The sequence below is a fragment of the Sulfurimonas sp. hsl 1-7 genome, from assembly GCF_030577135.1.
Classification (GTDB): Bacteria; Campylobacterota; Campylobacteria; order Campylobacterales; family Sulfurimonadaceae; genus Sulfurimonas; species Sulfurimonas microaerophilus.
Map to the genome: position 1 here is coordinate 465,824 of NZ_JAUIRR010000001.1, position 21,830 is coordinate 487,653.

The following is a 21,830-nucleotide window of genomic DNA, read 5'->3' on the forward strand; positions in this document are numbered from 1 at the left end:
TTTTTATGAAAGTGATTTAATAAACTCACTCATCATTCTTACACCTGCACCTGTTCCACCGTGAGGGTTAACATCCCATGGAGACTCAGTATATGCACTTCCTGCAATGTCAAAATGCAGCCACTTATCTTTGTTTTCCTCTTTGATGAAGTTATCTAAGAAAAGCCCGGCTGTAATAGCACCGCCGTATGGTTTGTTTGAGATATTACAAATATCTGCGATCTCACTTTTGAGCTGTTTTCTCAGGTGTTTGTTAAATGGAAGAGATCCTATTAATTCCCCTGAATTGTTTGCAGCATCATAAAAAGCGTGTTTAAGCGCATGAGAATTTCCCATTACACCAGTAGTGTATTGACCAAGAGCTACCATACAAGCTCCTGTTAGTGTTGCAAAGTCAAAGATGTAGTCTGCTTTTACTTTCTCTTGAGCATAGTCTAAAACGTCAACGAGAACTAAACGACCCTCTGCATCAGTATTACGTACTTCGATTGTTTTACCGCTTCTACTTACGAGTACATCATCAGGTTTATAAGCATCTCCGCCGATCATATTCTCAACTGCACCTACAAAAGCGTGTACTTCAACATCAAGTTTTAGCTCGCTTACCGCTTTGATAATACCTAAAACGGCACAAGCTCCTGCTTTATCCATCTTCATAGTTACCATAGAAGCACCAGGTTTAAGACTTAGTCCACCAGAGTCGTATGTTAAACCTTTACCTACTAGTGTAATCACTTTTTTAGGTTTTTTCTTCGGTTTATACGCAAGGTGGATCAGTTGTGATTCGTGACGAGATGCACGCCCAACTGCCAGCATCGCTCCACACTTCTCTTTTTTCAGTGCTTTTTCACCTAGAATATTACACTCTAACTCATTCTCTTTTGCAAGATTACGTGCAAGTTTTGCTAACGTTTCAGGGTGGATATCTTCAGGGATAGTGTTAACGATATCACGTGTAAAACAAGTCGCTTCAGCTACGATAACCGCCTCTTCAAAATCTTTCATTAGTGCTTTGATATCATCACATTTCAGATCAATTCTTTTAAGAGTAGATTTTTTCGGTTCTGACTTATATCTGTTAAACTCGTAACCGCCTAAAATAAGACCTTCAATAACAGCTTTAATCGTCTCTTTTTTTACATCAAAAGAAGCAGATTTAGCATTTGAAGCTTTGAGTGCTTTGATAGCACTTGCAGCAGCAGTTCTGATGTTTTCATTACTCTCATCTTCAATACCTACTGCAAGTAGATCTTTGCCGTATAAAAAACAAGTAGTGTCTTGTGCAGCTTCAAAAGCAGCTTTTTTAAGTGTTTTTTTGTAAGGATGTTTAGCAATTTCATCTTTTGTTATAAATGAAACAGTAACATCAGTTTTTGTATCTTTTACTAATTCTATTTTCATAATTTTTATCCTTTTTAAAATTTTATTTTTAAGCTATAAATCCAGCTGTTATAGTCAAGATTCCTAATACTAAAAGAAAAACACCGCTGAGCATACCCGCTTTGTTTTTTGAAAACAGATAGGCATAGAGTGCTTTTAAGATATTGTTACTTCCCGTAGCTATTAAGATAGCTGTTGCCACACTCTCGACACTCACTCCAAACTTAGAAGAGAGAAGCGATAAAACGAATGGATCAATGTCTGTAAAACCGACAATGAACGATAAGATGTTTAGACCTAAATCTCCATATTGACTCAGTACAAAATGGGTTAGTATCGCCATCACAATGAATAAAAATGCAAATAAAAATGCAGTACCGAGTTCAAGAGGGTTTTTATCCTCGTTCTCCCCTAAAGTATCCGCTTTTTCATGTTTAGACTTATTATACAATACTAGTACAATAACACCACTTATGAGAGTAAGTATTATAAAGGGAATAAGAAGTTTATATGCTATTTCTGTATTAAAAGCAAATGCAATCCCTAAAAGTCTTAAGTACATTAAAGTAGTCGCAACAACGATGGATGAGGCAAAGAGATACGGTGTTGCATTTGAAGATGCTTTTTTTGCCAGTACCAATGTTGTCGCAGTACTTGAATATATTCCTCCGAGTATCCCTGTTACAAGGTAGCCTTTGTCGTTAAAGATATATTTTTTAAGCACATAACCGACATAAGAAAACAGTGATACGATAACCACTGCCAGCCATACTTTAAAGTATGAGACAGGGATTATCTCAGATATCTGTTCTTGAGGGAGCAGAGGTAAGATAACGCCGCTTAAAAGGAGTAGTTTTGCAAATGTCTCTATCTCTCTTTCATCAAAGATTGTATAAAAATGCTGGAGTCTTTTATCTAAATTTGAGATAAATACAACGGCAACAAAAATGATAAGTAAGAACCAGATGTTATAGGTTACGACTACTATTCCGAAACTATATACAAGGGTGGATAGAAGAAAAAGGATCATTCCACTGCGGTTACTTTTGAGTTTAAAAAAGTAAAAGAGGGAAAGATGGGTGAGTATTGCTATATAACCTACCATATAGAGGTAAAGATTCATCTTTGCAAAGATGTAGCCAATAAGTGATATAAATGCAAAGGTTCTTACACTTCCTATCTCTCTGTGAGATTCGGTATGTATCCTATGAGCTTTGATCTCAAGACCTATTAAAAATCCTGCGATCACAACAAAAATAAGCTCAACCCATGGTGCGTGTAAGAGGTTTTCCAACATCAATATATCCTAGTTTTTTTGATCCTTAGTCAAAATGAAGTAAATCTTTTGCCTGGATCATATCTTTATCACCACGACCTGAAAGGTTAACGATGATAAGTTTGTCTTTAATATCCGGCAGTTTTTTCAGATATGCTACAGCATGTGATGATTCAAATGCCGGGATGATTCCCTCTTTACGACTTAACCATACGAAGGCATCTAGTGCCTCTTCATCTGTAATATAGTCATATTTTACACTCTCATTGTCGTTATGAAAAGCGTGTTCAGGTCCGATACCCGGATAATCTAGTCCCGCAGAGATCGAATGAGCCTCTAGTATTTGACCATCTTCATCTTGAAGCAGGTAAGACATTTGACCGTGAAGTACTCCCGGACGACCTTTTTTCAAAGAACATCCATTTTTATCATCGATTCCAAGACCACCTGCTTCGATACCTATACACTGTACCTCTTCATCTTCTAAAAAGTGTTGAAACATACCGATAGCATTACTACCGCCGCCGATACATGCGATTACGTGATCAGGTAAACGGTTCTCTTTCTCTAATATTTGAGCACGAGCTTCCCAGCCGATGATCGCTTGAAAATCACGTACCATTAACGGATACGGGTGAGGGCCTGCAACAGTACCGATGATGTAGAAAGTATCTCTTGCATTTGTAACCCAGTGACGGATAGCATCATTCATCGCATCTTTAAGTGTACGGCTTCCGCTCTCAACGGCATGAACCTTAGCACCGAGAAGTTTCATACGAAAAACATTTAGCTCTTGACGCTCAACATCTTTTGCACCCATAAAGATCTCACACTCTAAACCGAGAAGGGCTGCGATCGTAGCAGTTGCCACACCATGTTGTCCTGCACCCGTTTCAGCAATAACTTTCTTATATCCAAGACGTTTAGCCATAAGTCCTTGTGCGATAACATTGTTTACTTTATGCGCACCCGTATGATTTAAATCTTCACGTTTAAAGTAAACCTTTGCACCAAGCTCATTAGAGATATTCTCTGCAAAATAAAGTGGAGAAGGGCGACCTACATAATCTTTTAAATAGTAATCAACTTCCGCCCAAAAATCTTTATCGAAACGAATTTCATCATACTCTTCGCGCAGCTTTAAAAGTGCCGGCATAAGCGTTTCTGGAACATATCTTCCACCGAAGATACCGAAGTGACCATTCTCATCTGGATCAAATTTTGAAGCAGTTGGTATATACATTAATTAACCTCTATTACACTATAAACTTGAGTTTTCTCTTTTAGATTTTTCATACCGTCTAAAAATGTCAACCCTATAATAAAACAACATTCTACACATTGTGCACCTGACTGATTTACAAGAGTAGCTGCTGCACCTGCAGTACCACCGGTTGCAATCAGATCATCAATAACAAGTACCTTAGCACCTTTTTGGTCGCCAAAAGCATCTATATGTACCTCAATCTCATCTACACCATACTCTAAAGAATACTTTTCAGAGATAGTCGTATATGGAAGTTTCCCTTTTTTACGAATTGGAACAAAGCCGATCCCTAACATCTGTGCAAGTGCTGCACCGAAAATAAACCCACGAGCATCTATCCCGGCGATATAATCAAGATTATATTCTTTATATCTATGATAGAGATGATTCATTAAAACACCGTAAGCTTCTTTATCGTTTAAGAGGGTAGTGATATCTTTAAAAACAATTCCAGGTTGTGGAAAATCTTTAATGTCTCTGATCGAGCTTTCAATAATCTTTCTTTCTGTTTGAGAGAGTGTAATCATATCTTAGTCCTTATAGTAATGCATCTATACGACCCTCAAGGGCTTTAATTTTAGAGTTGAGGCGATCGACTTCTTGTCTATGTTTTGAGTTTCTTGTTTTGAGCACTTTTAACTCGTTTCTTAGTTTCGATAACTCTTCCGTTAAAATATCTACATTTCCCAAAGCACGTTGTAGTTGGATCTGATATTTTCTGATCAATATCTCCGCTTCTTGAAGTGTTAACTTCATTAAATCGTTACTACGTTGCTCTTTATTTGTAATACTTTTGAAGTAAAACATCTTAACAAAAAGATATATTGAAACTAACGAAAGTATAGTTAAAAGTGACCATTCCCAAAACATAACACAATTCCTTTAATTTATTTCATAAATTTAAGGGAACCTTTTCCCTCTCATTTATGACGGAGCTGGAAGTAATTCCATCTCCTACGCTAACGCTAGGTTTCCCTTAGCGGGAAGCTCAATTGCACTTGTGCAATTTTTCTGCTTAACGTATTAAATTTTAGCTTATAGCTCTATTTTTTCAACACGTTGGCAGTGTCTACCACCGTCAAAACCACTTTCTAGCCAAGAGTTGATGATAGACTCTGCAACACCAAGACCAACAATTCTTTCTCCAAAACATAGTACGTTTGCATCGTTATGACCACGAGCAACCATAGCTGTATAAGCATCGTGACAAAGTGCTGCACGGATACCTTCGTGACGGTTTGCAGCCATACTCATACCGATCCCGCTGCCACAGATAAGGATACCTTGACTCCCTGCATCTTCTAAAACACTTGTAGCTACTTTATGAGCATAATCAGGGTAATCCACTCTCTCTTTTGAAAATGGACCAAGGTCAACAACTTCATGACCTTTCTCTTTTAAAAATTCAACTGTCCAGTTTTTTAGATCTATTCCAGCGTGGTCTGTTGCTACGTAAAATTTCATATGTTTCTTCTCCTTTAAGATAATAATAAACCGATAATAGTTTGTACCGGTAAAAGTATAAGATAGTGACTTAGCGGTGTCATTAAAATAATAAGTACCACAATTATGCCATATCTTTCATTTTTATAAAAAAATTCTGCGATCTCGTTTTTTCTCAACTTCAGTGCCAAGTGTGCAATAAAATGTGCACCGTCAAACTGTGGAATAGGGAGGATATTAAATACTCCTAAAACCACATTGATAACAAGTAGTTGAAAAACAAGCAGATATGTAAAAATATATACAACACCGTCTGCCGTTGTCGGTGAATCCATCGCTGTAAGTGCGATCGCTGCGAAAGCTGCTAATGTAAAGTTATAAACAATCCCCGCAAGGTCTACCTGCATAGCCGCATTGTATCCGCCGCGACTGATAACTGTTAAAGTGTTGATAGGTACCGGTTTTGCCCAACCGAATAAAAATCCACTATCAGCGCCCATTAGTACAGGTAAAAAATACATCATTAACGGCACTAAAATAGTTCCAACTAAATCAACATGAGCTATAGGGTTGATTGTAAGACGACCTGCATTTTTTGCAGTTGTGTCACCGTACATATAGGCAACCCAACCGTGCATGATTTCATGACCGATAATAGCGATAGCTAAGGCTACGACAGCAGCACCGATTTTTAAAAAATCAAGTAATTCCATAATAGTCTTTGTCTTGTTCTTCTCTCTCTTTAATTGCTCTGTCAATATAAGGAGATTGCTCTAAGTCAGTTGGAGTTTTACCTATACGATCCCATCTAATTTGCCAGTTTTTATCGATCGAGAAGTAGATAAACCAAGGTGTACCCTCTAAATTTTCATACGGTACGCTTCCCCAAAAACGGCTGTCATTTGAGTGGTCACGATTATCACCCATCATAAAGTAATGGTCATCTTCAACCGTAATAAGCTCTGTATTGAAAACAGGCGGTATTAGAAGATGTGTCGGTGCTATTCTCTCATCCGATTTTAGTTGCAGTGTTGAAAGTTCATTTGATTTTACAGACTTTTTAATCTGACCGTTTAGATCAACAATAGTTAAAGAATCGAAAGCCATTTTATCATCGTGATGGATCCCTTTATGATCTTTCATATATGGATTTACTACCCATAGTTTTCCATCAAGTTCAACTATCTCATACCCTTTATAGTTCTCTTGAATCCAAGCATTCCCTTCGCTAGGGTGAAGATAAAGGTCTTTATCTTTTACAAACAGCATATCGCCCGGTAAACCTACACAACGTTTTACAAAGTGTGTTTCCGGTTTATGCGGTGGACGGAAGATTACAATATCTCCGCGTTTTGGAGTATCTCCATCGATCAGTTTAAGATCATCACTCCAAGGCATGATAGAAAGCTCTAAAAAAGGGATATGCGGCATAGGGATACCGTAGGCAAATTTTTTACCAAATAAGTGATCACCTACTAAAAGAGAATCTTTCATACTCCCGCTTGGGATTCTAAATGCTTGTGCAATAAAAAAGATCACAAACAGAACGATAATAATCGTTCCGGTCCATGAATTTGAAAATTTATATGCTTTATATAAGGCGTTTTTCATTAAGACTCTTTTGTCTCAGCCAAATTTTTAGCATTTATTTTTGCTGCTTTTAGAGTATTACTAAGAAGCATTGCAATAGTCATCGGTCCAACTCCGCCTGGACTTGGTGTAATGTATGAGCTTTTTTTGCTAACATTTTCAAAGTCAACATCGCCGACAAGTTTTCCCTCTTTAGTTCTACTTACACCGATGTCGATGATAACTACGTCATCTTTAACCATATCTTCTGTGATAAGGTTGATAACACCAACTCCACATAAGACAATGTCTGCATTTAAAGTGTGTTTTTTAAGATCATCTGTAAATATATGACAAATTTCAACGGTAGCATCTGCATTTAAAAGAAGAGCTGCCATAGGTTTTCCAACGATGTTTGAAGCTCCTACTACACAACAGTTTTTCCCTTTAACATCGATATCATATTCTTTTAGGAGTTCCATAACTCCAAGGGGTGTACATGGTACAAAACCATCAAGGTTTGTTACTAAACGGCCAACATTGTATGGATGGAAACCATCAACATCTTTTGCTGGATCAACAAGCTCTAGAAGTTTAGTAGTATCTATATGGCTAGGAAGCGGAAGCTGAATTAAGATTCCATCTACATTTGAATCGTTATTTAGTCCAATTATAGTTTTTTCAATTGCTTCTTGAGAGATAGTTTCAGGCATTTCATGCGTAATAGAGTAGAAACCAACTCTATCACAAGCTTTTTTCTTCATATTAACATACGCTGCACTAGCAGGGTCTTGTCCAACAAGTACAACAGCCAAGCCTGGCGTACATCCACATGTAGATTTTAATTCTTTTACTTCATCACTAACTTTTTGTTCTATTTTTTTTGAGAGAGCTCTACCATCTAATAATTGCATTTAAACCCCATAAATAAATTTTTTGTTATTATACCTTTTTAAAATAATATTAGGCTAATAATGAAATATATACTCTTTTTAATTCTTGCAGTTTCTCTATTTTCTGAGAGTAATTTTATCACTCCTATGGAGTATGCATCATCTTTATATAAAAATCCAAGAGGGATCGGATGTAACAAGTGTCACGGGGAAAACGGCGAGGGAAAGTTAATTGCGAACTATATTCATAAGGGGAAGAAAAAGTCCTTTGAGGGTCCAGTAATCAATACTGTGGCGTATGCAAAATTTTATAAAGCACTTAACAAAAGAAAAAAAGGGATGCCGAGATATTTTTTAACAGATAACGAGATCGAAGCACTCTACCTTTATCTTCATAGAAACGATAAAAAAGAGAAGAAAAATGTTAAATGAGATTATAGGTTTGCACTAAAAAATCTCTATTAACACTAAATTAACAAATAGTTAAATAGAATACATATATAAACTATAAAAAACAATAAAGATTATATATGTCTCTTTTAAAACTCTTTTCAATTTTAGTAGTTATTTTTACTCTTATGATCTCAGGATGCAGCAGTGAAGATGAAACATCAACACCTGAACAACCGTCAACAGGAGTTACACTAAAACTTACCGTAGATACTAATGCTCTTGAAGTAGATACAAATACAACTCTAAAAGTTGTAGCTACTTACGATCAAGAACTTATGAGTAAAGCTTCAGATATTAATAGTTCTACAGAAGATGTAACAGATAAAGTAGAATGGATTATAAACGATAAAGATGCTTTAGAGATAAAAAAACACATACTTCACACAAAAAAAGATAAACTTATAACTATCCAAGCAAAATATAAAAACACTCTTTCAAATCCTGTAACTATAGAGATCTATAAAGTAATAAACGGACATAGATTACCACCTGAACCAGACGAAACACTCAACAACTCAACACTACTAGGAATAGACTCAAATAACAATGGTGTTAGAGATGATGTGGAAAGATGGATATTTGTAGAGTATGATCACCCGATAGTACAAGCTGTTGCTATGCAAAATACCAGAGCATTTCAAATAATACTAGCGGATCCTTCTAAGGCGAGGGAGACTACTAAGTTTATGGAAAATCAAACAGATTGTGAACTATATTATATCTTTCAAGATCCAAGAAAATTGATTACACGAGATATGGATCTTTATAAGGAGTCTAGACCACTTATACTAAATACAAAAGAACGTAATCGTGCTTATTATGAATATAATCAAGCCTTAAGTGGAGGAGTGTATCCTGGTAGAGATAGAAATACTCATAAAACAAGATGTGATTTTAATGAGAGTAAAATCCTTCTAGGGGATTGGGAATGAAAAAAATTATGATACTAAAAAAATAATATTATTAAACAAAATATAAGAATTTTTATCATAATATGGGTTACTTTATAACAAAAAGGTATATTATGAAATATTTTGGTTTTGCAATAAATATTTTACTTCTAACATTCTTAATGACATTTACTGCATGTGATGAAGAGTCATTAATTGTAGATAATAACATATCAGCTGTAAGTGAAGAACAAGTAGTACTAAAAGCTAAAGGTAGTGCGGCATATAGTTGGAAACAAGTTTCCGGCATACAAGTTCTTCTAGTGAATTCTCATTCAAAACATGCAAAATTTATAGCTCCTGTAGTGGCTTCAGAAGAGATCCTGACATTTGAATTAGAAGCTATAAAAGATGATAAAGTAGTTAAGGCACAGGCTACAGTCACAGTTAGACCAAAAGTAGTAGATCAACTAAAAGAAAAAACAACTTTAAAACTTACATTAGATAATACTTCTTTAAATGTAGATACCAATACAACACTTCATGTAACTCTAAAACACGGCAATAATAAAGAAAGGGATGTTACAGAGCAAGTTGAATTGATAGTGAGTGATAATGATGCAGTTCAGATTACGGGAAATATTCTGCAAACAAAAAAAGAGACAAATATAATCTTGCAGGCAAAATACAAAAAATTTACTTCAAATTCAGTAAGTCTAGAGATCTATAAAGTAATAAACGGACATAGATTACCACCTGAACCAGACGAAACACTCAACAACTCAACATTGCTGGGAATAGATACAAATAACAATGGTGTTAGAGATGATGTGGAAAGATGGATATTTGCAGAGTATGATCACCCGATAGTACAAGCTGTTGCTATGCAAAATGCCAGAGCATTTCAAATAATTCTGGTAGACCCTTCCAAGGCTAGGGAGACGGTAAAGTTTATGCATAATCAGACAGATTGTGAACTTTATTATCAAAGACTAGCTGAAGACTATAATGAAACTTTAGTTATTTCAAGAAGTACAAATCTTTATAAAGAGTCTAGACCACTTATACTAAATACAAAAGAGCGCAATCGTGCTTATTATGAATATAATCTAGCCTTAAGTGGAGGAGTGTATCCTGGTCGTCCATGGGATACTTTCAAAAATAGCTGCGATTTTAATGAAACTAAGGTTCTAAGCGGAGAATGGGAATGAGAAAGCTACTTTCAGTTTTTCTTCTTTGTTTCTTCAGTATAACTACTCTTTATGGAAAAGCAGATATTTATCTTGCAACTGGAGTTCTGACTACTGAAAAAGATACAGATGGTGCAAGAACTCAACTAGAAATAGACCTTAAAAAATTTAACCCAGAGATCTACGGTAGTGAACCTTTCAAATCTGCCTACAACACCACTCACGGTTTTTGGGATTTTATAGAATCAGCGGCACAACTCTTTGAACAAAATGGTTGGAGTATTTATTGGGACAGTTTTATAACTTTGACACACAACAGATTAACCTAACACTATATAGACTATTTTAGTGGGGTGAGTGAAAACCATGATGTTGATTTGACTGAACAGATTAAAAACTATAGAACAAGTATCAATGCAGGTAATCAGGTAATAGTCATTGCTCATTCACAAGGAAACTTTTTTACAAACGAGGCTTACAATGCACTAAGTCCATGTGAACAAAAGTCATTTTATATGCTGGGGACTGCAAATCCTGCTAATCATGTAAGTGGGATGGATGAAGGAAGAGGTGCTTTAGCTACTTTAGATAATGACCCTATTACTTTTGTACCGACTAGTATGGGTCCCAATATTATAAATGATGATACCTTTGTCATTGAAGGGTATAGTTTAAAACTTCAAAAGTATCATTTATTTGATTACTATCGATACAATAACAATGTTACACAATCTAAAATAGATACATTTCCAGAGTATGCTATCAGTCATTATAATGAAAACAATCCTCATATATCTGTACCTATAGGAGGAATCATAGATATTAAGCTATCTTGGGGAAATCCTAGCATACACATGAATCTTAGCTCTGAAATCGGAACAAAAGATATCTCCTCTTCAGAGTGCAGGCCTTTTGAGCATTACTATGTAAAAAGTGAAGAGGATGTAGAGCCTGGTAGATACGGTGTTTATGTATCTAACACAGAAGGGGTTGACGAGATTTATTTGCCGCAAAGTGTCAACTTAAATATCCACGCACCCGGAGCAGTAACAGTATTTGATTTTAATATTACAGCAGCAGATATGCTCAATCTTGGGCATGTTGCGGATATTGTCATTACCGAAAACAAACAACCTACAGTTATCCCCAAAACTGGGATTAGTAATAATGTGGGTAATGTCAAAATAAAATGTTATGGTGATTGTAAAAATTCAGAATATGCAAGCGGAACTTATCAAGAGTATCTTTATGAGATACAATCAAAATTAAAACAAGCCCTCTTAGGTCCTCTTAGTGATGCAAATGTTACTCTTACAAAAGCAGAAAACTTCATGAACAATATATCGTTTTATGAGAGTTCTACGAGTGGAGGTAATTCACTGACGACAAGTGGAGTATTTTACTTTACAAATGAAGTGATAGGTACTTTAGAGTCTAATACTTATTATGTAACAAGTATTATAGGCGGAGATGATATAGATGCCAATGATGATGGAGAATTAGATGCTATTCCGACACTTAACACAGGAACTCTTCACGCTATAGTTAATACAGACATAATTGCTAATGAGAACTTTAAAGTCAATATTCTTACCGAAATCGCTTTTCAACTCACACAAGAGATGTTAAATGAAGATCTAAATAGTACAGCACTTCAAAATAAACTTGATAATATAGCCACAAAACTTCTTAAAGAAGATGTTAACGGTGATACAGAGATAGATTATGATGATCTTTTGGCATGGGTACCGATAGGTGATAAAGATAAACTGGTTTTTGACTATGAGCAGAAACTGCAACCGATCGTTGAAAAAATCTATAAAAATGAAGATATATATTTTGATGTATATAAGTTATTACGTGAAGACAGTATCATTGAAATAGACTATCTAAAAAGCACAAATAATATTGAAATCTCTCTTACTCCTACTACAGATATTGAAAAACTGCAAAAGAGTGAGTTTACCCTTACTGACAATAATGGTATAAATTTAGAATTTACCTTTAATATTATAGGTGAAAAGCTTGTTATTTCTCCTCTAGAAGAATTTATTGAGGGTAAAGAATATACACTTTCATATAAATTAGAGGTTGAAAATATGAATGGAGATGTTTATATTGATCAACAAGAATATATTTTTGCAGTTCCAGATACTACACCGCCTAAGATCATTGAGAATACTATATATTTACTTGAAAATAACAAAAATCTAAAGTTAAATATCTTTGATCCAAGTTCTCCATTAAAATACACTATTAATGACGGATTGGATAAAACTTTTTTTAACTCTTTGGATGCAGAAGGTCAGTTTTCTTTTAAAAATCCTCCAAATTATGAAAATCCTCTAGATCATAATCAAGACAATATATATGAATTAAATATTAGTATTGCAGATAGTTTTGAAAACATCACAACACAAACTATTCAAATAGTAGTTACAAATCTTGTAGAAGAGCCTGTTTTAGAATCTACAGAGATGTTTATTGATGAGAATGTGCCAATAGGTACTTATGTTGGAAGTGTAACTGTTATTGATTACGGTGATGGAAATATAACAGAGTTTTCGATAAACAGTAATGCTTTTAGGATTGATAACAAGGGGAATATCTATACAGAGGAAACACTAGATTATGAACGGCAAAATCAATATATGTTTTTAACTGTCAGGGCTAAAAATAGTACAAGTATTTATGGAGGAACTGCTCGGATCAAAATATATGTAAATGATACTTATGAAGCAGTGCCACAAATCTATCCTTTTACAGGCAGTATGGATGAAGAAGCTTCTGTTGGAAAAGTGGTTGGTCAGCTTTATATCTATTCAGATCTTAAAGAAAATATTAATGTTGAACTTTTTGGAGAAGATGCTGAACATTTTGATATAAACTCATCTGGATATATTACTGTTTCAGGTAATGCCCAATTAGATCATACAAAACGGAAGAGGTATGACTTAACAGCAGTTGCAAAAAATAGTGCTGGAGAGAGTGAAGAGGCAAATGTTACGATATATATTAACGAATGGACAAAACAAAGTAATAAATTTGGCTTAAGAATGTTTATTGATGGACAGAATAATATATATACAGTAAAAGAGATAGATGATGGTGTGAAAATTTATAAATTTAATACTAATGGTGAAATGTTATGGGAAAAAGAGTATTTAGGTCTCGACAATTTATCTGTAAATTCCATGATAGTTGATGTAAATGCAACAATTTATTTGGCTTGTACACGTAATAGATCTTCTGCTGTACTTGTGGCATTGTCCTCCTCAGAATTACTATGGTCTACAGAAGTAGGTTTAAGTTCATCCGATAATTATAGCTTTAAAAAAATCATTTTAGACAATAGTAATAATATTGTTGTAGCTGGAGAAACAAATGGTGCTTTATCTGGATTTGCCAATAATGGGCGTCAAGATACATTTTTAATGAAAATTTCAAATATGGGAGACATATTATGGAAAAAACAATACGGTTCAGTTGATTATAATTATGTAGGAAATTTAAGATTAAATTCACAAAATAAGTTATATTTTTTAACAGATAGTGAATTGATGGAAATCGATCAAACAAATGGGGATATATATTGGAAAAAACGATTATATTCATTATATGAAAATTATTGGTTTTATTGTTATGACTTTGTATTTGATAGCGAAGATAATATATATATTGCAGCACAACAAGAAGAGAAAAAAGGGGATATATATGATAATGATATACGTTTTATAAAATTGGATAACAACGGTGTAATTGTTTGGGATAAGCTTTATGGATCGAAGAGTTATGATGAAGCAAATACGCTTACTATTTCTTCTAATAATATTTTGTATTTAGGAGGACTAACATTAGGAAGTTTATATGGGAATTATAATAAAACCCCTTATCTAATAACTGATGAAAGAAGTGATTTTTTTCTTATTTCTACAGATACGGATGGTAATATGATAGAATCAAAACAATACGGTTCTGTAAGTTGGGATTTTTTAAAAAATATGGCTATAGATACAAAAAATAATATATATCTTATGGGAATAGTTGAGGAAGCTCTTGATGGAAACATGATTACAGAAGAAGAAAATTATAATAATGAATTTCTTATAAAAGTGCCTTATTAAATAAACTTTAGTGAAAAAATTCTCTTAACATTTTGTTAAGTATTTTTCCATATAATTCAAAACGTTAAGTATAACTTTACAATTTTATTATTGGATATAATAAATAGTAAAATATATACTTCAACCGTTTAGGAAACCATAGAATATGATAGATGAAATAATAAAGAGTTATGAACAAAGAGATTTGGAAGCTTTAGACCGTTTAGCCGTACCGAGATACAGAGAGTTAAACAAAACAAAGAAGTTCCGCTCAGCACTTATGCTTTCATGTAACAATATCAAGCACCTCTCAAAGATTGAATCGCTTGAAGCTGATTGTATTATGCTTAATCTTGAAGATGGAGTGAGTAAAGAGGAGAAACCTTTTGCACTTGCGCTGTGTGCTATTTTCTTATCACGTCTGCAAAAGTGCGATAAAAAACTTGTCGTACGTGTTAATGCTTTGGATGAGGGTGGGTACGAAGAGATCACTTATCTTAATCAGTTTATGCCCGATGCTATTCGCGTGCCGAAGATAAAAACACCTGAAGAGGTTAAAGCCGTACATGCTCTTTTAAAAGATGAGATCGAACTGCACCTCTCGATCGAAACAGCCGAAGCATGGGCTAATTTAGCGCAGCTTTCAGTTAATGAGAGGGTAAATACTTTTTATCTTGGAATACTGGATCTCTTTGCAGATATGGGGCTTTCTCAAGGTCTCATTGATCTGAATAATCCTACTATGCATTATATGTTAAGTCATTTTCTCATTACTTGTAAATCTATCAGAGTAAAACCGGTGAGTTTTGTGTTCCAGGATTTTAGAGATCTTGATACATTTTCAAAATGGATCGAGCTTGAAAAATCGATGGGGTATGATGCAAAAGGGTGTATATCTCCAAATCAGGTACAACTTGCAAATAAAATGTTTGTCGATAAAGAAGAGGAGATCAAACGTGCCAAAGTGATCGTAAAACTTTTTGAGATGCACCAAGAAGAAGGTATTACTGGCTTTGTAGATGAAGAATACGGTTTTATAGATGAACCGATATATAAAGGTGCATTAAAATTATTAGAGGAAGAAAATTGAAAAAACTATTTGTAATATTGATTTTAGTAAGTGGTTTAAGTGCCAGCACGATGTTTACCCTCAGTGGTATTAAAAAAGTATATCCTGTTGTAGAGATAAGCGGTAAAGATCTGCCAAAAGAGTTTAAAGCAACTGCACAAGAGGAGATTAGAACTATTCTTGATGAACTCGGTATCAGTTATAAAGGGTACGATCAAAGAGCTTTAGCACTTTTAATAAGTTCTAGATATATTGAAAATACTTTGTTAATTACTATGAAACTTGAGATAGGTGAGCAGGTTCTAAGAGTAGATTCAAAACAAAAAACATTTGCTATCACTTATGAGAGTGCAGAGAGTATACCTGTACGTGATAAAGAGGAGATAGCAGATCAACTAGAAGACGGTTTAATGGTACTTTTAGACAGATTTAGCGAGCAGTATATTGAAGAGAATAAAAAGATCGTAAAAGTAGATCTTAAAAATGACGACTTTTCTAAACTTGGATATGAAACAGATTATAATGCAGCCGTTAAAAAAGCACAAAAGTTAAAAAAGCCTATCTTGCTTGTACTTGTGGCAAATTACTGCCCATGGTGTAGAAAATTTGAAGAGAACGTACTTCGTAAAAAAGATGTAAACGAACTGATTCAAAGTAAATATGTTCCGTTGATTATAAATAAAGAAAAAGGCGGCTTTCCAAAAGAGTTAGACATCTCTTTTACACCTATTACACACTTTATTAATTACAAAACATTAAAAAGTGAAAAAATGATCGCAGGTTATAACAATAAAGATGAATTTTTGTATACTTTAAGGAACTTTACTTCAAAATAAACTCTAAGGAGTTTTACTATGAAACATCACAATGACACCATAGATGCAAATGAGGCGGTGGCACAAGTTGCTTATAAGATAAACGAAGTTATCGCAATTTATCCGATCACTCCTGCATCTGTTATGGGAGAGTTGTGTGATCTTTATGCTTCTCATCAAGAAAAGAACATCTTAGGCACAGTCCCCGATGTTATAGAGATGCAAAGTGAAGGGGGGGCCAGCGGTGCAGTTCACGGCGCTCTTCAAAGCGGGGCACTTACAACTACATTTACGGCCTCTCAAGGGTTACTTTTAATGATGCCAAATATGTACAAAATAGCAGGGGAATTGACACCTACTGTTTTTCATATAGCGGCACGCTCGATCGCTGCACAGGCTCTCTCTATTTTCGGTGATCATAGTGATGTTATGAGTGTTCGTCAAACCGGTTTTGCGATGCTTTGCTCCAATTCCGTTCAAGAAGCGCATGACATGACTTTGATCTCCCAATCCGCAACCCTTAAATCGCGCATCCCTTTCTTACACTTTTTTGACGGTTTTAGAACCTCTCACGAAGTGGATAAAATAGAGTTGCTTGACGATGCAACTATCAAATATATGCTTGATGATACTCTTATTCAGGCTCATAGAGAAAGAGCACTTACCCCTGACCACCCTTTTATCCGCGGTACTTCGCAAAACCCTGATGTTTACTTTCAAGGGCGCGAGAGTGTTAACAGCTACTATGAGATAACTCCCGAGATTGTTCAAGAGTGTATGGAGGAGTTTAAAACGCTTACAGGAAGAGAGTATCATCTCTTTGATTATGTAGGTGCAGAGGATGCCGAGCGTGTGATCATCTTAATGGGTTCAGGTGCTGAAGCTGTACATGAAACGGTAGAGTATTTAACTAAGACTGGCGAGAAAGTGGGTGTGCTTAAAGTAAGACTTTACCGACCGTTTTCAATCAAACACTTTATAGATGCTTTGCCAAATACAGTGAAATCGATTGCCGTGCTCGATCGTACCAAAGAGGCGGGTTCAGTGGGTGAGCCACTTTATCTTGATGTGGTTGGTGCATTTAACGAAGCCAAAGAGGATGGAAGTTTAACCTACGAGACTCCATTTATCATAGGTGGACGTTACGGGCTCTCTTCAAAAGAGTTTACACCTGCTATGATCAAAGCTATCTATGATGAAATAAGCAAAGAAAAACCGAAGATCCATTTTACGATCGGGATTAACGATGATGTGACACATACGTCACTAGAGTACGATCCAGACTTTGCATTGCCGAAAAACGGCACTTTTGAAGCTATCTTTTTTGGTCTCGGATCTGACGGTACGGTGGGGGCAAATAAAAACTCGATCAAAATCATTGGGACACAGACAGATAATTATGCCCAAGGCTATTTTGTATACGATTCTAAAAAGTCCGGTTCTATGACAACATCGCATCTGCGTTTTGGTCCAAACCCGATCCATTCAACATACTTGATAGAAAAAGCTGATTTTGTAGCGTGTCATCAAAGTGTATTTATGGAGAAGTTTGACATCCTGCAACATGCTAAAGAGGGGGCGGTCTTTTTATTGAACTCTCCGTTTGATAAAGAACATGTATGGGATCATCTCCCTCGCTCGATCCAAGAGGAGATGATCCAAAAGCGTATCAAATTTTATGTGGTTGACGGATACAGGGTAGCAAAAGAGAGCGGGATGAAGCGACGCATCAATACGGTGATGCAAACCTGCTTCTTTGCAATATCTGGAGTACTCGAACCTGATGAAGCGATAGCACAGATCAAAAAGTATATAGAAAAAACATACGGGAAAAAGAGTCAGGAGTTGGTGGAGCTGAACTTCAAAGCAGTTGACAGTGCACTCTCCCATCTTTTTGAAGTGCAACTCCCTAAAGAAGCAACAGGAAAAAGGGAATTTATCTCTCCTGTAAAAGGGAAAATAAGCAAGTTCGTCGCCGATGTAACGGCAAACATTATAGAAGGTCACGGAGATGCTATTCCTGTGAGTATGATACCTTCAGACGGAACCTGGCCAACCTCTACGACACAGTTTGAAAAAAGAAATATTGCTTTAGAGATTCCGGTTTGGGATCCAAGCAGTTGTGTACAGTGTAACGAGTGTGTACTTGTCTGTCCACATGCGGTAATCCGCTCAAAATTAGTTGACGATGCACACTTGCAAGATGCACCTGAAGGTTTTAAAGCAGTGAAAACAAAAGGGAAAAGTTATCTCGAAAACGGTAATTTTACACTCCAGATCTCGGCTGAGGATTGTACGGGATGCTCACTTTGTACAGAGGTGTGTATAGGGCTCAATAAAGAGAGCGAAGAGTTAAAAGCTATCAATATGACACCGACTTCTCAAATAGACAAAGACAAAGAGGAAAAAATTTGGGAATACTTTTTAGAGATTCCCGAATTTGATCGCGGGCAACTCAACCATGCAAAAGTAAAAGACTCACAGTTTTTACAGCCTCTTTTTGAGTTCTCGGGAGCGTGTCCGGGATGTGGTGAGACACCTTACATAAAACTTGCAACGCAGCTTTTCGGTGATCGCATGATTGTGGCAAATGCAACAGGATGTTCATCGATCTACGGAGGAAATCTCCCTACAACCCCTTGGGCAACAAACAAAGACGGACTAGGACCTGCCTGGTCTAACTCACTTTTTGAGGACAATGCGGAGTTTGGGCTTGGATTTCGTCTGACAATAGACAAACATGAGGTTCAAGCTAAAGAGCTTGTAAATGAACTTCGTAAGGAGATAGGCGAAGATCTCAGCGATGCAATTTTAGGTGCTACACAAACGCTTGAAGCAGATATTTTTGCACAAAGAGAGCGTGTAAAAGAGCTTAAAAGCAAGATTGAAAAACTAGATAGTGAAGATGCGTGTAATCTCATTAGTTTAGCCGATTATCTGGTAAAAAAATCGGTTTGGATTATAGGCGGTGACGGCTGGGCATATGATATCGGTTACGGCGGGCTTGATCATGTTCTGGCAAGCGGGAAAAATGTTAATATCTTGGTTCTTGATACACAGGTGTATTCAAATACCGGGGGACAACAATCTAAAGCAACACCTGAGGGTGCAGTGGCGAAATTTGCAGCCAGCGGGAAGCCTTCAAATGCAAAAGATTTAGCTCTTATGGCTATGTCATATGAGAATGTATATGTAAGTCGTGTAGCGATGGGTGCCAACTATTCTCAAACAGTAAAAGCGTTTGCCGAAGCGGAAGCGTACGAAGGGGTTTCGATAATCATTGCCTATTCCCACTGTATAGCTCACGGCTACGATCTGAAATATGGAATGGATCAGCAAAAACTTGCAGTTGATTGCGGGCTGTGGCCGATGTTCAGATATAACCCAGAGCTCTTAAAAGAGGGAAAAAATCCTATGCATTTAGATTATAAGGGGCCGAAAATTCCTGTAAAAGATTATATGTACAACGAAACACGATTCTCTATGGTACATCAGGCAGATGCTCAAACAGCGCAAGAGTTCTTAAATGCAGCAGAACAACATGCACAAGACCTATTTAAAAAGTATTCAAAATTGGCTGAGGATTAGATGATGGATTATCAAAAAATATTAGAGGAGATAGCCGCGGAGGTAAAACCACTGTTGCATAAAGGTAAAGTGGCTGATTATATCCCGGCGCTCTCAGAAGTAAATCCTGAACATTTTGCATTTTCTATAACACTCTCTGACGGGACTCAGTATCATGTAGGAGACTCGCAAACCCTTTTTTCTATACAAAGTATCTCCAAGGTTTTTACTTTTATTCTTTCCTTGAAGGCTTACGGTACACATATGTATGATCGTATAGGAGTTGAGCCCTCAGGTAATCCGTTTAATTCACTGGTACAGCTTGAGTATGAACATGGCAAGCCTCGTAATCCTTTTATCAATGCGGGTGCCGTAAATGTTACAGATGCTCTTGTAAGTCACTACGGCAGCTGCGAAATAACAATTTCAGAGGTACTAGAGTTTATCCGCTCTATAGCAGATGACAATAGTATCGGCTTTAGTGAGAGGGTAGCTGCTTCAGAGATGGAGCATGGGTTTAGAAACATGGCTTTAGCGAACTTGATGAAAAGTTTTAATAATTTTGATAATTGTGTCGAAGAGGTTGTAAAAACATATTTTAAACATTGTGCTATTGAGATGAATACCGATATGCTCTCACGTGCTATGCTTTTTCTATCAAACTATGGAAAAGACCCGATCAATGGAAAAACCTATATAACTCCGCAACAGGTTAAAAGGGTTAATGCCGTGATGCTTACCTGCGGTCATTATGATGCTTCGGGTGATTTTGCTTTTCATGTTGGACTTCCCGGGAAAAGTGGTGTCGGAGGGGGTATTGTTGCTGTAATACCTGATGTGATGGGTATTGCTGTTTGGTCACCGGGATTAAATGCTCAAGGTAATTCTCTGGTGGGGACAAAAGCCTTGGAGCTTTTTACGACAAAAACAGGACTCTCTATCTTTTAATAATGGGCTAAATGATAGTAAACATTGTAACGGATAAGAGTCTTCTCTTTCGGGCGAGGATACTTACTATATGCGTACTCGATCGTCTCTTTAGTCGTATCATCTAAAATATAATAACCACTCTTGCTTAAAAATTTAAAGTCGCTTATATCTCCGTTTGGATGGAGATAAAACTGCACAACATTGTTTCTGTTTACATTGAGATTGCGTTTGATGTTTACACGTGCTACACGGTTAAGTACCTGTTGCGTGATACGTCTCATAATCTCTTGATTATCTAAGATATATTGCTGTTGTCCGGGAGTGAGTTTTCCAAACTCTTCACCGTAAAGCTCTTTAATGTTTTGAGAGATATTTCCGCCGTTTGCATAGCTTTTTTTCTTCTGTTTTGATTCCTCTTTAGATTTGTCTTCATAGAGCCAAGCCATCGATTCTTTAGGTTTTTGAGTCTCTTTTGTCTGGTTACGATCTTCCTGTTTTGCTAAAAGGGGAATATAGGGTTTTTTCGGTGGTAAAAGCTCAATTTTCGGCTTTTGTACCTCCGGTGCTTTTTCCACTTTTTTAGGCTTGTTTAAAACAGGTTTTTTGAGAGGTTGTTTCGGTTCAAACTTTACAGGGGGCTGTTTAACGATTTTCTCTAACTGTGAACCTTTTGGCATCGGCGGAGCCTCTTTAGGATCAGGCAGTTTCTTTTTTGTAAGCCCTGAGTCTTTATGTTTTTTAGGTAGCTCTTTTAAAGAGATCTTGATCTTGTTTTCTTCTACAGGTTTTGTTTTTTTAAGCTCAGGAGAGTATAGGGAGAGTAACCAAAAAAGCAATAGTATAAGAAGATGCACTAAAATAGCAACGAAAAGTGCAAAAGTAGACCTGTTCAAGAAAATCCTATAGTTGTTTATTTATTGCAGGATTATAACAAATCAATATTAATACAACTTCGATATAATAAGAAAAATATTTATAGAAGGCG

19 protein-coding genes are annotated in these 21,830 nt (G+C 36.1%); 9 read left to right on the plus strand and 10 right to left on the minus strand.

The genetic code is table 11. From position 1 onward, the window contains the following. Window positions 1-3: 3 nt before the first annotated feature. From QWY88_RS02235 to folD, 9 genes are all read right to left on the minus strand, one after another. Complete coding sequence (locus QWY88_RS02235; RefSeq protein WP_304543615.1) at window positions 4-1,401, minus strand: leucyl aminopeptidase; 1,398 nt, start codon at window positions 1,399-1,401, stop codon at window positions 4-6. A gap of 28 nt (window positions 1,402-1,429) precedes the next feature. Next, on the minus strand, window positions 1,430-2,677 hold the full coding sequence (locus QWY88_RS02240; RefSeq protein ID WP_304543617.1) for an MgtC/SapB family protein: 1,248 nt from the start codon (window positions 2,675-2,677) through the stop codon (window positions 1,430-1,432). A gap of 25 nt (window positions 2,678-2,702) precedes the next feature. Further along, on the minus strand, window positions 2,703-3,899 hold the full coding sequence (trpB, locus tag QWY88_RS02245; protein ID WP_304543619.1) for a tryptophan synthase subunit beta: 1,197 nt from the start codon (window positions 3,897-3,899) through the stop codon (window positions 2,703-2,705). Then, window positions 3,899-4,450: an adenine phosphoribosyltransferase gene (locus QWY88_RS02250; protein ID WP_369811203.1), complete on the minus strand. Its 552-nt coding sequence runs from the start codon at window positions 4,448-4,450 to the stop codon at window positions 3,899-3,901. The genes trpB and QWY88_RS02250 overlap by 1 nt, the downstream gene beginning before the upstream one ends. A gap of 10 nt (window positions 4,451-4,460) precedes the next feature. After that, on the minus strand, window positions 4,461-4,793 hold the full coding sequence (locus tag QWY88_RS02255; RefSeq protein WP_304543621.1) for a hypothetical protein: 333 nt from the start codon (window positions 4,791-4,793) through the stop codon (window positions 4,461-4,463). 165 nt (window positions 4,794-4,958) lie between these two features. Continuing rightward, entirely contained in the window at window positions 4,959-5,387 is a 429-nt protein-coding gene (gene rpiB / locus QWY88_RS02260; protein WP_304543623.1) for a ribose 5-phosphate isomerase B, read from the minus strand. Window positions 5,388-5,401: 14 nt separating this feature from the next. Continuing rightward, a complete protein-coding gene (locus QWY88_RS02265) occupies window positions 5,402-6,079 on the minus strand; it encodes a site-2 protease family protein (protein ID WP_304543625.1) in 678 nt (225 codons plus the stop codon). Continuing rightward, window positions 6,066-6,977: a signal peptidase I gene (gene lepB, locus QWY88_RS02270; RefSeq protein WP_304543627.1), complete on the minus strand. Its 912-nt coding sequence runs from the start codon at window positions 6,975-6,977 to the stop codon at window positions 6,066-6,068. Before lepB ends, QWY88_RS02265 begins: the two co-directional genes overlap by 14 nt. Continuing rightward, the gene (gene folD / locus QWY88_RS02275) at window positions 6,977-7,849 is read right to left on the minus strand and encodes a bifunctional methylenetetrahydrofolate dehydrogenase/methenyltetrahydrofolate cyclohydrolase FolD (protein ID WP_304543629.1); all 873 of its coding nucleotides are present in this window, start codon (window positions 7,847-7,849) and stop codon (window positions 6,977-6,979) included. The genes lepB and folD overlap by 1 nt, the downstream gene beginning before the upstream one ends. Before the next feature lie 60 nt (window positions 7,850-7,909). On the opposite strand from folD, the gene QWY88_RS02280 reads away from it, so the two are divergent. The 9 genes from QWY88_RS02280 (at window position 7,910) to QWY88_RS02320 (ending at window position 20,863) form a co-directional block, all read left to right on the plus strand. Continuing rightward, window positions 7,910-8,260, plus strand: a complete 351-nt coding sequence (locus QWY88_RS02280) for a c-type cytochrome (protein ID WP_304543631.1) — start codon at window positions 7,910-7,912, stop codon at window positions 8,258-8,260. 98 nt (window positions 8,261-8,358) lie between these two features. Then, the gene (locus QWY88_RS02285) at window positions 8,359-9,213 is read left to right on the plus strand and encodes a hypothetical protein (RefSeq protein ID WP_304543632.1); all 855 of its coding nucleotides are present in this window, start codon (window positions 8,359-8,361) and stop codon (window positions 9,211-9,213) included. 92 nt (window positions 9,214-9,305) lie between these two features. Continuing rightward, the gene (locus QWY88_RS02290) at window positions 9,306-10,382 is read left to right on the plus strand and encodes a hypothetical protein (protein WP_304543635.1); all 1,077 of its coding nucleotides are present in this window, start codon (window positions 9,306-9,308) and stop codon (window positions 10,380-10,382) included. After that, complete coding sequence (locus QWY88_RS02295) at window positions 10,379-10,690, plus strand: hypothetical protein (RefSeq protein WP_304543637.1); 312 nt, start codon at window positions 10,379-10,381, stop codon at window positions 10,688-10,690. The genes QWY88_RS02290 and QWY88_RS02295 overlap by 4 nt, the downstream gene beginning before the upstream one ends. Window positions 10,691-10,714: 24 nt before the next feature. Further along, window positions 10,715-14,485 carry a cadherin repeat domain-containing protein gene (locus QWY88_RS02300; RefSeq protein ID WP_304543639.1) on the plus strand — a complete coding sequence of 1,257 codons (3,771 nt, stop codon included), beginning with the start codon at window positions 10,715-10,717 and terminating at the stop codon, window positions 14,483-14,485. Between the two features lie 145 nt (window positions 14,486-14,630). Further along, window positions 14,631-15,554 carry an HpcH/HpaI aldolase/citrate lyase family protein gene (locus QWY88_RS02305; RefSeq protein ID WP_304543641.1) on the plus strand — a complete coding sequence of 308 codons (924 nt, stop codon included), beginning with the start codon at window positions 14,631-14,633 and terminating at the stop codon, window positions 15,552-15,554. Next, complete coding sequence (locus QWY88_RS02310) at window positions 15,551-16,369, plus strand: thioredoxin family protein (RefSeq protein WP_304543643.1); 819 nt, start codon at window positions 15,551-15,553, stop codon at window positions 16,367-16,369. Before QWY88_RS02305 ends, QWY88_RS02310 begins: the two co-directional genes overlap by 4 nt. 18 nt (window positions 16,370-16,387) lie before the next feature. Beyond that, a complete protein-coding gene (gene nifJ, locus QWY88_RS02315; RefSeq protein ID WP_304543645.1) occupies window positions 16,388-19,936 on the plus strand; it encodes a pyruvate:ferredoxin (flavodoxin) oxidoreductase in 3,549 nt (1,182 codons plus the stop codon). Window positions 19,937-19,939: 3 nt separating this feature from the next. After that, window positions 19,940-20,863: a glutaminase gene (locus tag QWY88_RS02320; protein WP_304543648.1), complete on the plus strand. Its 924-nt coding sequence runs from the start codon at window positions 19,940-19,942 to the stop codon at window positions 20,861-20,863. On the opposite strand, the gene QWY88_RS02325 is transcribed toward QWY88_RS02320, so the two are convergent. Then, on the minus strand, window positions 20,860-21,738 hold the full coding sequence (locus tag QWY88_RS02325) for an energy transducer TonB (RefSeq protein WP_304543651.1): 879 nt from the start codon (window positions 21,736-21,738) through the stop codon (window positions 20,860-20,862). The genes QWY88_RS02320 and QWY88_RS02325 overlap by 4 nt on opposite strands. Between the last annotated feature and the right edge of the window lie 92 nt (window positions 21,739-21,830).

What these genes read in the sequence shown, in the direction of transcription:
- QWY88_RS02250 (WP_369811203.1), bottom strand. Translation starts at nt 4,450, where the DNA reads ATGATTACACTCTCTCAAACAGAAAGAAAGATTATTGAAAGCTCGATC.
- rpiB (WP_304543623.1), bottom strand. Translation starts at nt 5,387, where the DNA reads ATGAAATTTTACGTAGCAACAGACCACGCTGGAATAGATCTAAAAAAC.
- QWY88_RS02280 (WP_304543631.1), top strand. Translation starts at nt 7,910, where the DNA reads ATGAAATATATACTCTTTTTAATTCTTGCAGTTTCTCTATTTTCTGAG.
- lepB (WP_304543627.1), bottom strand. Translation starts at nt 6,977, where the DNA reads ATGAAAAACGCCTTATATAAAGCATATAAATTTTCAAATTCATGGACC.
- nifJ (WP_304543645.1), top strand. Translation starts at nt 16,388, where the DNA reads ATGAAACATCACAATGACACCATAGATGCAAATGAGGCGGTGGCACAA.
- QWY88_RS02235 (WP_304543615.1), bottom strand. Translation starts at nt 1,401, where the DNA reads ATGAAAATAGAATTAGTAAAAGATACAAAAACTGATGTTACTGTTTCA.
- folD (WP_304543629.1), bottom strand. Translation starts at nt 7,849, where the DNA reads ATGCAATTATTAGATGGTAGAGCTCTCTCAAAAAAAATAGAACAAAAA.
- QWY88_RS02305 (WP_304543641.1), top strand. Translation starts at nt 14,631, where the DNA reads ATGATAGATGAAATAATAAAGAGTTATGAACAAAGAGATTTGGAAGCT.
- QWY88_RS02285 (WP_304543632.1), top strand. Translation starts at nt 8,359, where the DNA reads ATGTCTCTTTTAAAACTCTTTTCAATTTTAGTAGTTATTTTTACTCTT.
- QWY88_RS02320 (WP_304543648.1), top strand. Translation starts at nt 19,940, where the DNA reads ATGGATTATCAAAAAATATTAGAGGAGATAGCCGCGGAGGTAAAACCA.
- QWY88_RS02240 (WP_304543617.1), bottom strand. Translation starts at nt 2,677, where the DNA reads ATGTTGGAAAACCTCTTACACGCACCATGGGTTGAGCTTATTTTTGTT.
- trpB (WP_304543619.1), bottom strand. Translation starts at nt 3,899, where the DNA reads ATGTATATACCAACTGCTTCAAAATTTGATCCAGATGAGAATGGTCAC.
- QWY88_RS02255 (WP_304543621.1), bottom strand. Translation starts at nt 4,793, where the DNA reads ATGTTTTGGGAATGGTCACTTTTAACTATACTTTCGTTAGTTTCAATA.
- QWY88_RS02265 (WP_304543625.1), bottom strand. Translation starts at nt 6,079, where the DNA reads ATGGAATTACTTGATTTTTTAAAAATCGGTGCTGCTGTCGTAGCCTTA.
- QWY88_RS02290 (WP_304543635.1), top strand. Translation starts at nt 9,306, where the DNA reads ATGAAATATTTTGGTTTTGCAATAAATATTTTACTTCTAACATTCTTA.
- QWY88_RS02295 (WP_304543637.1), top strand. Translation starts at nt 10,379, where the DNA reads ATGAGAAAGCTACTTTCAGTTTTTCTTCTTTGTTTCTTCAGTATAACT.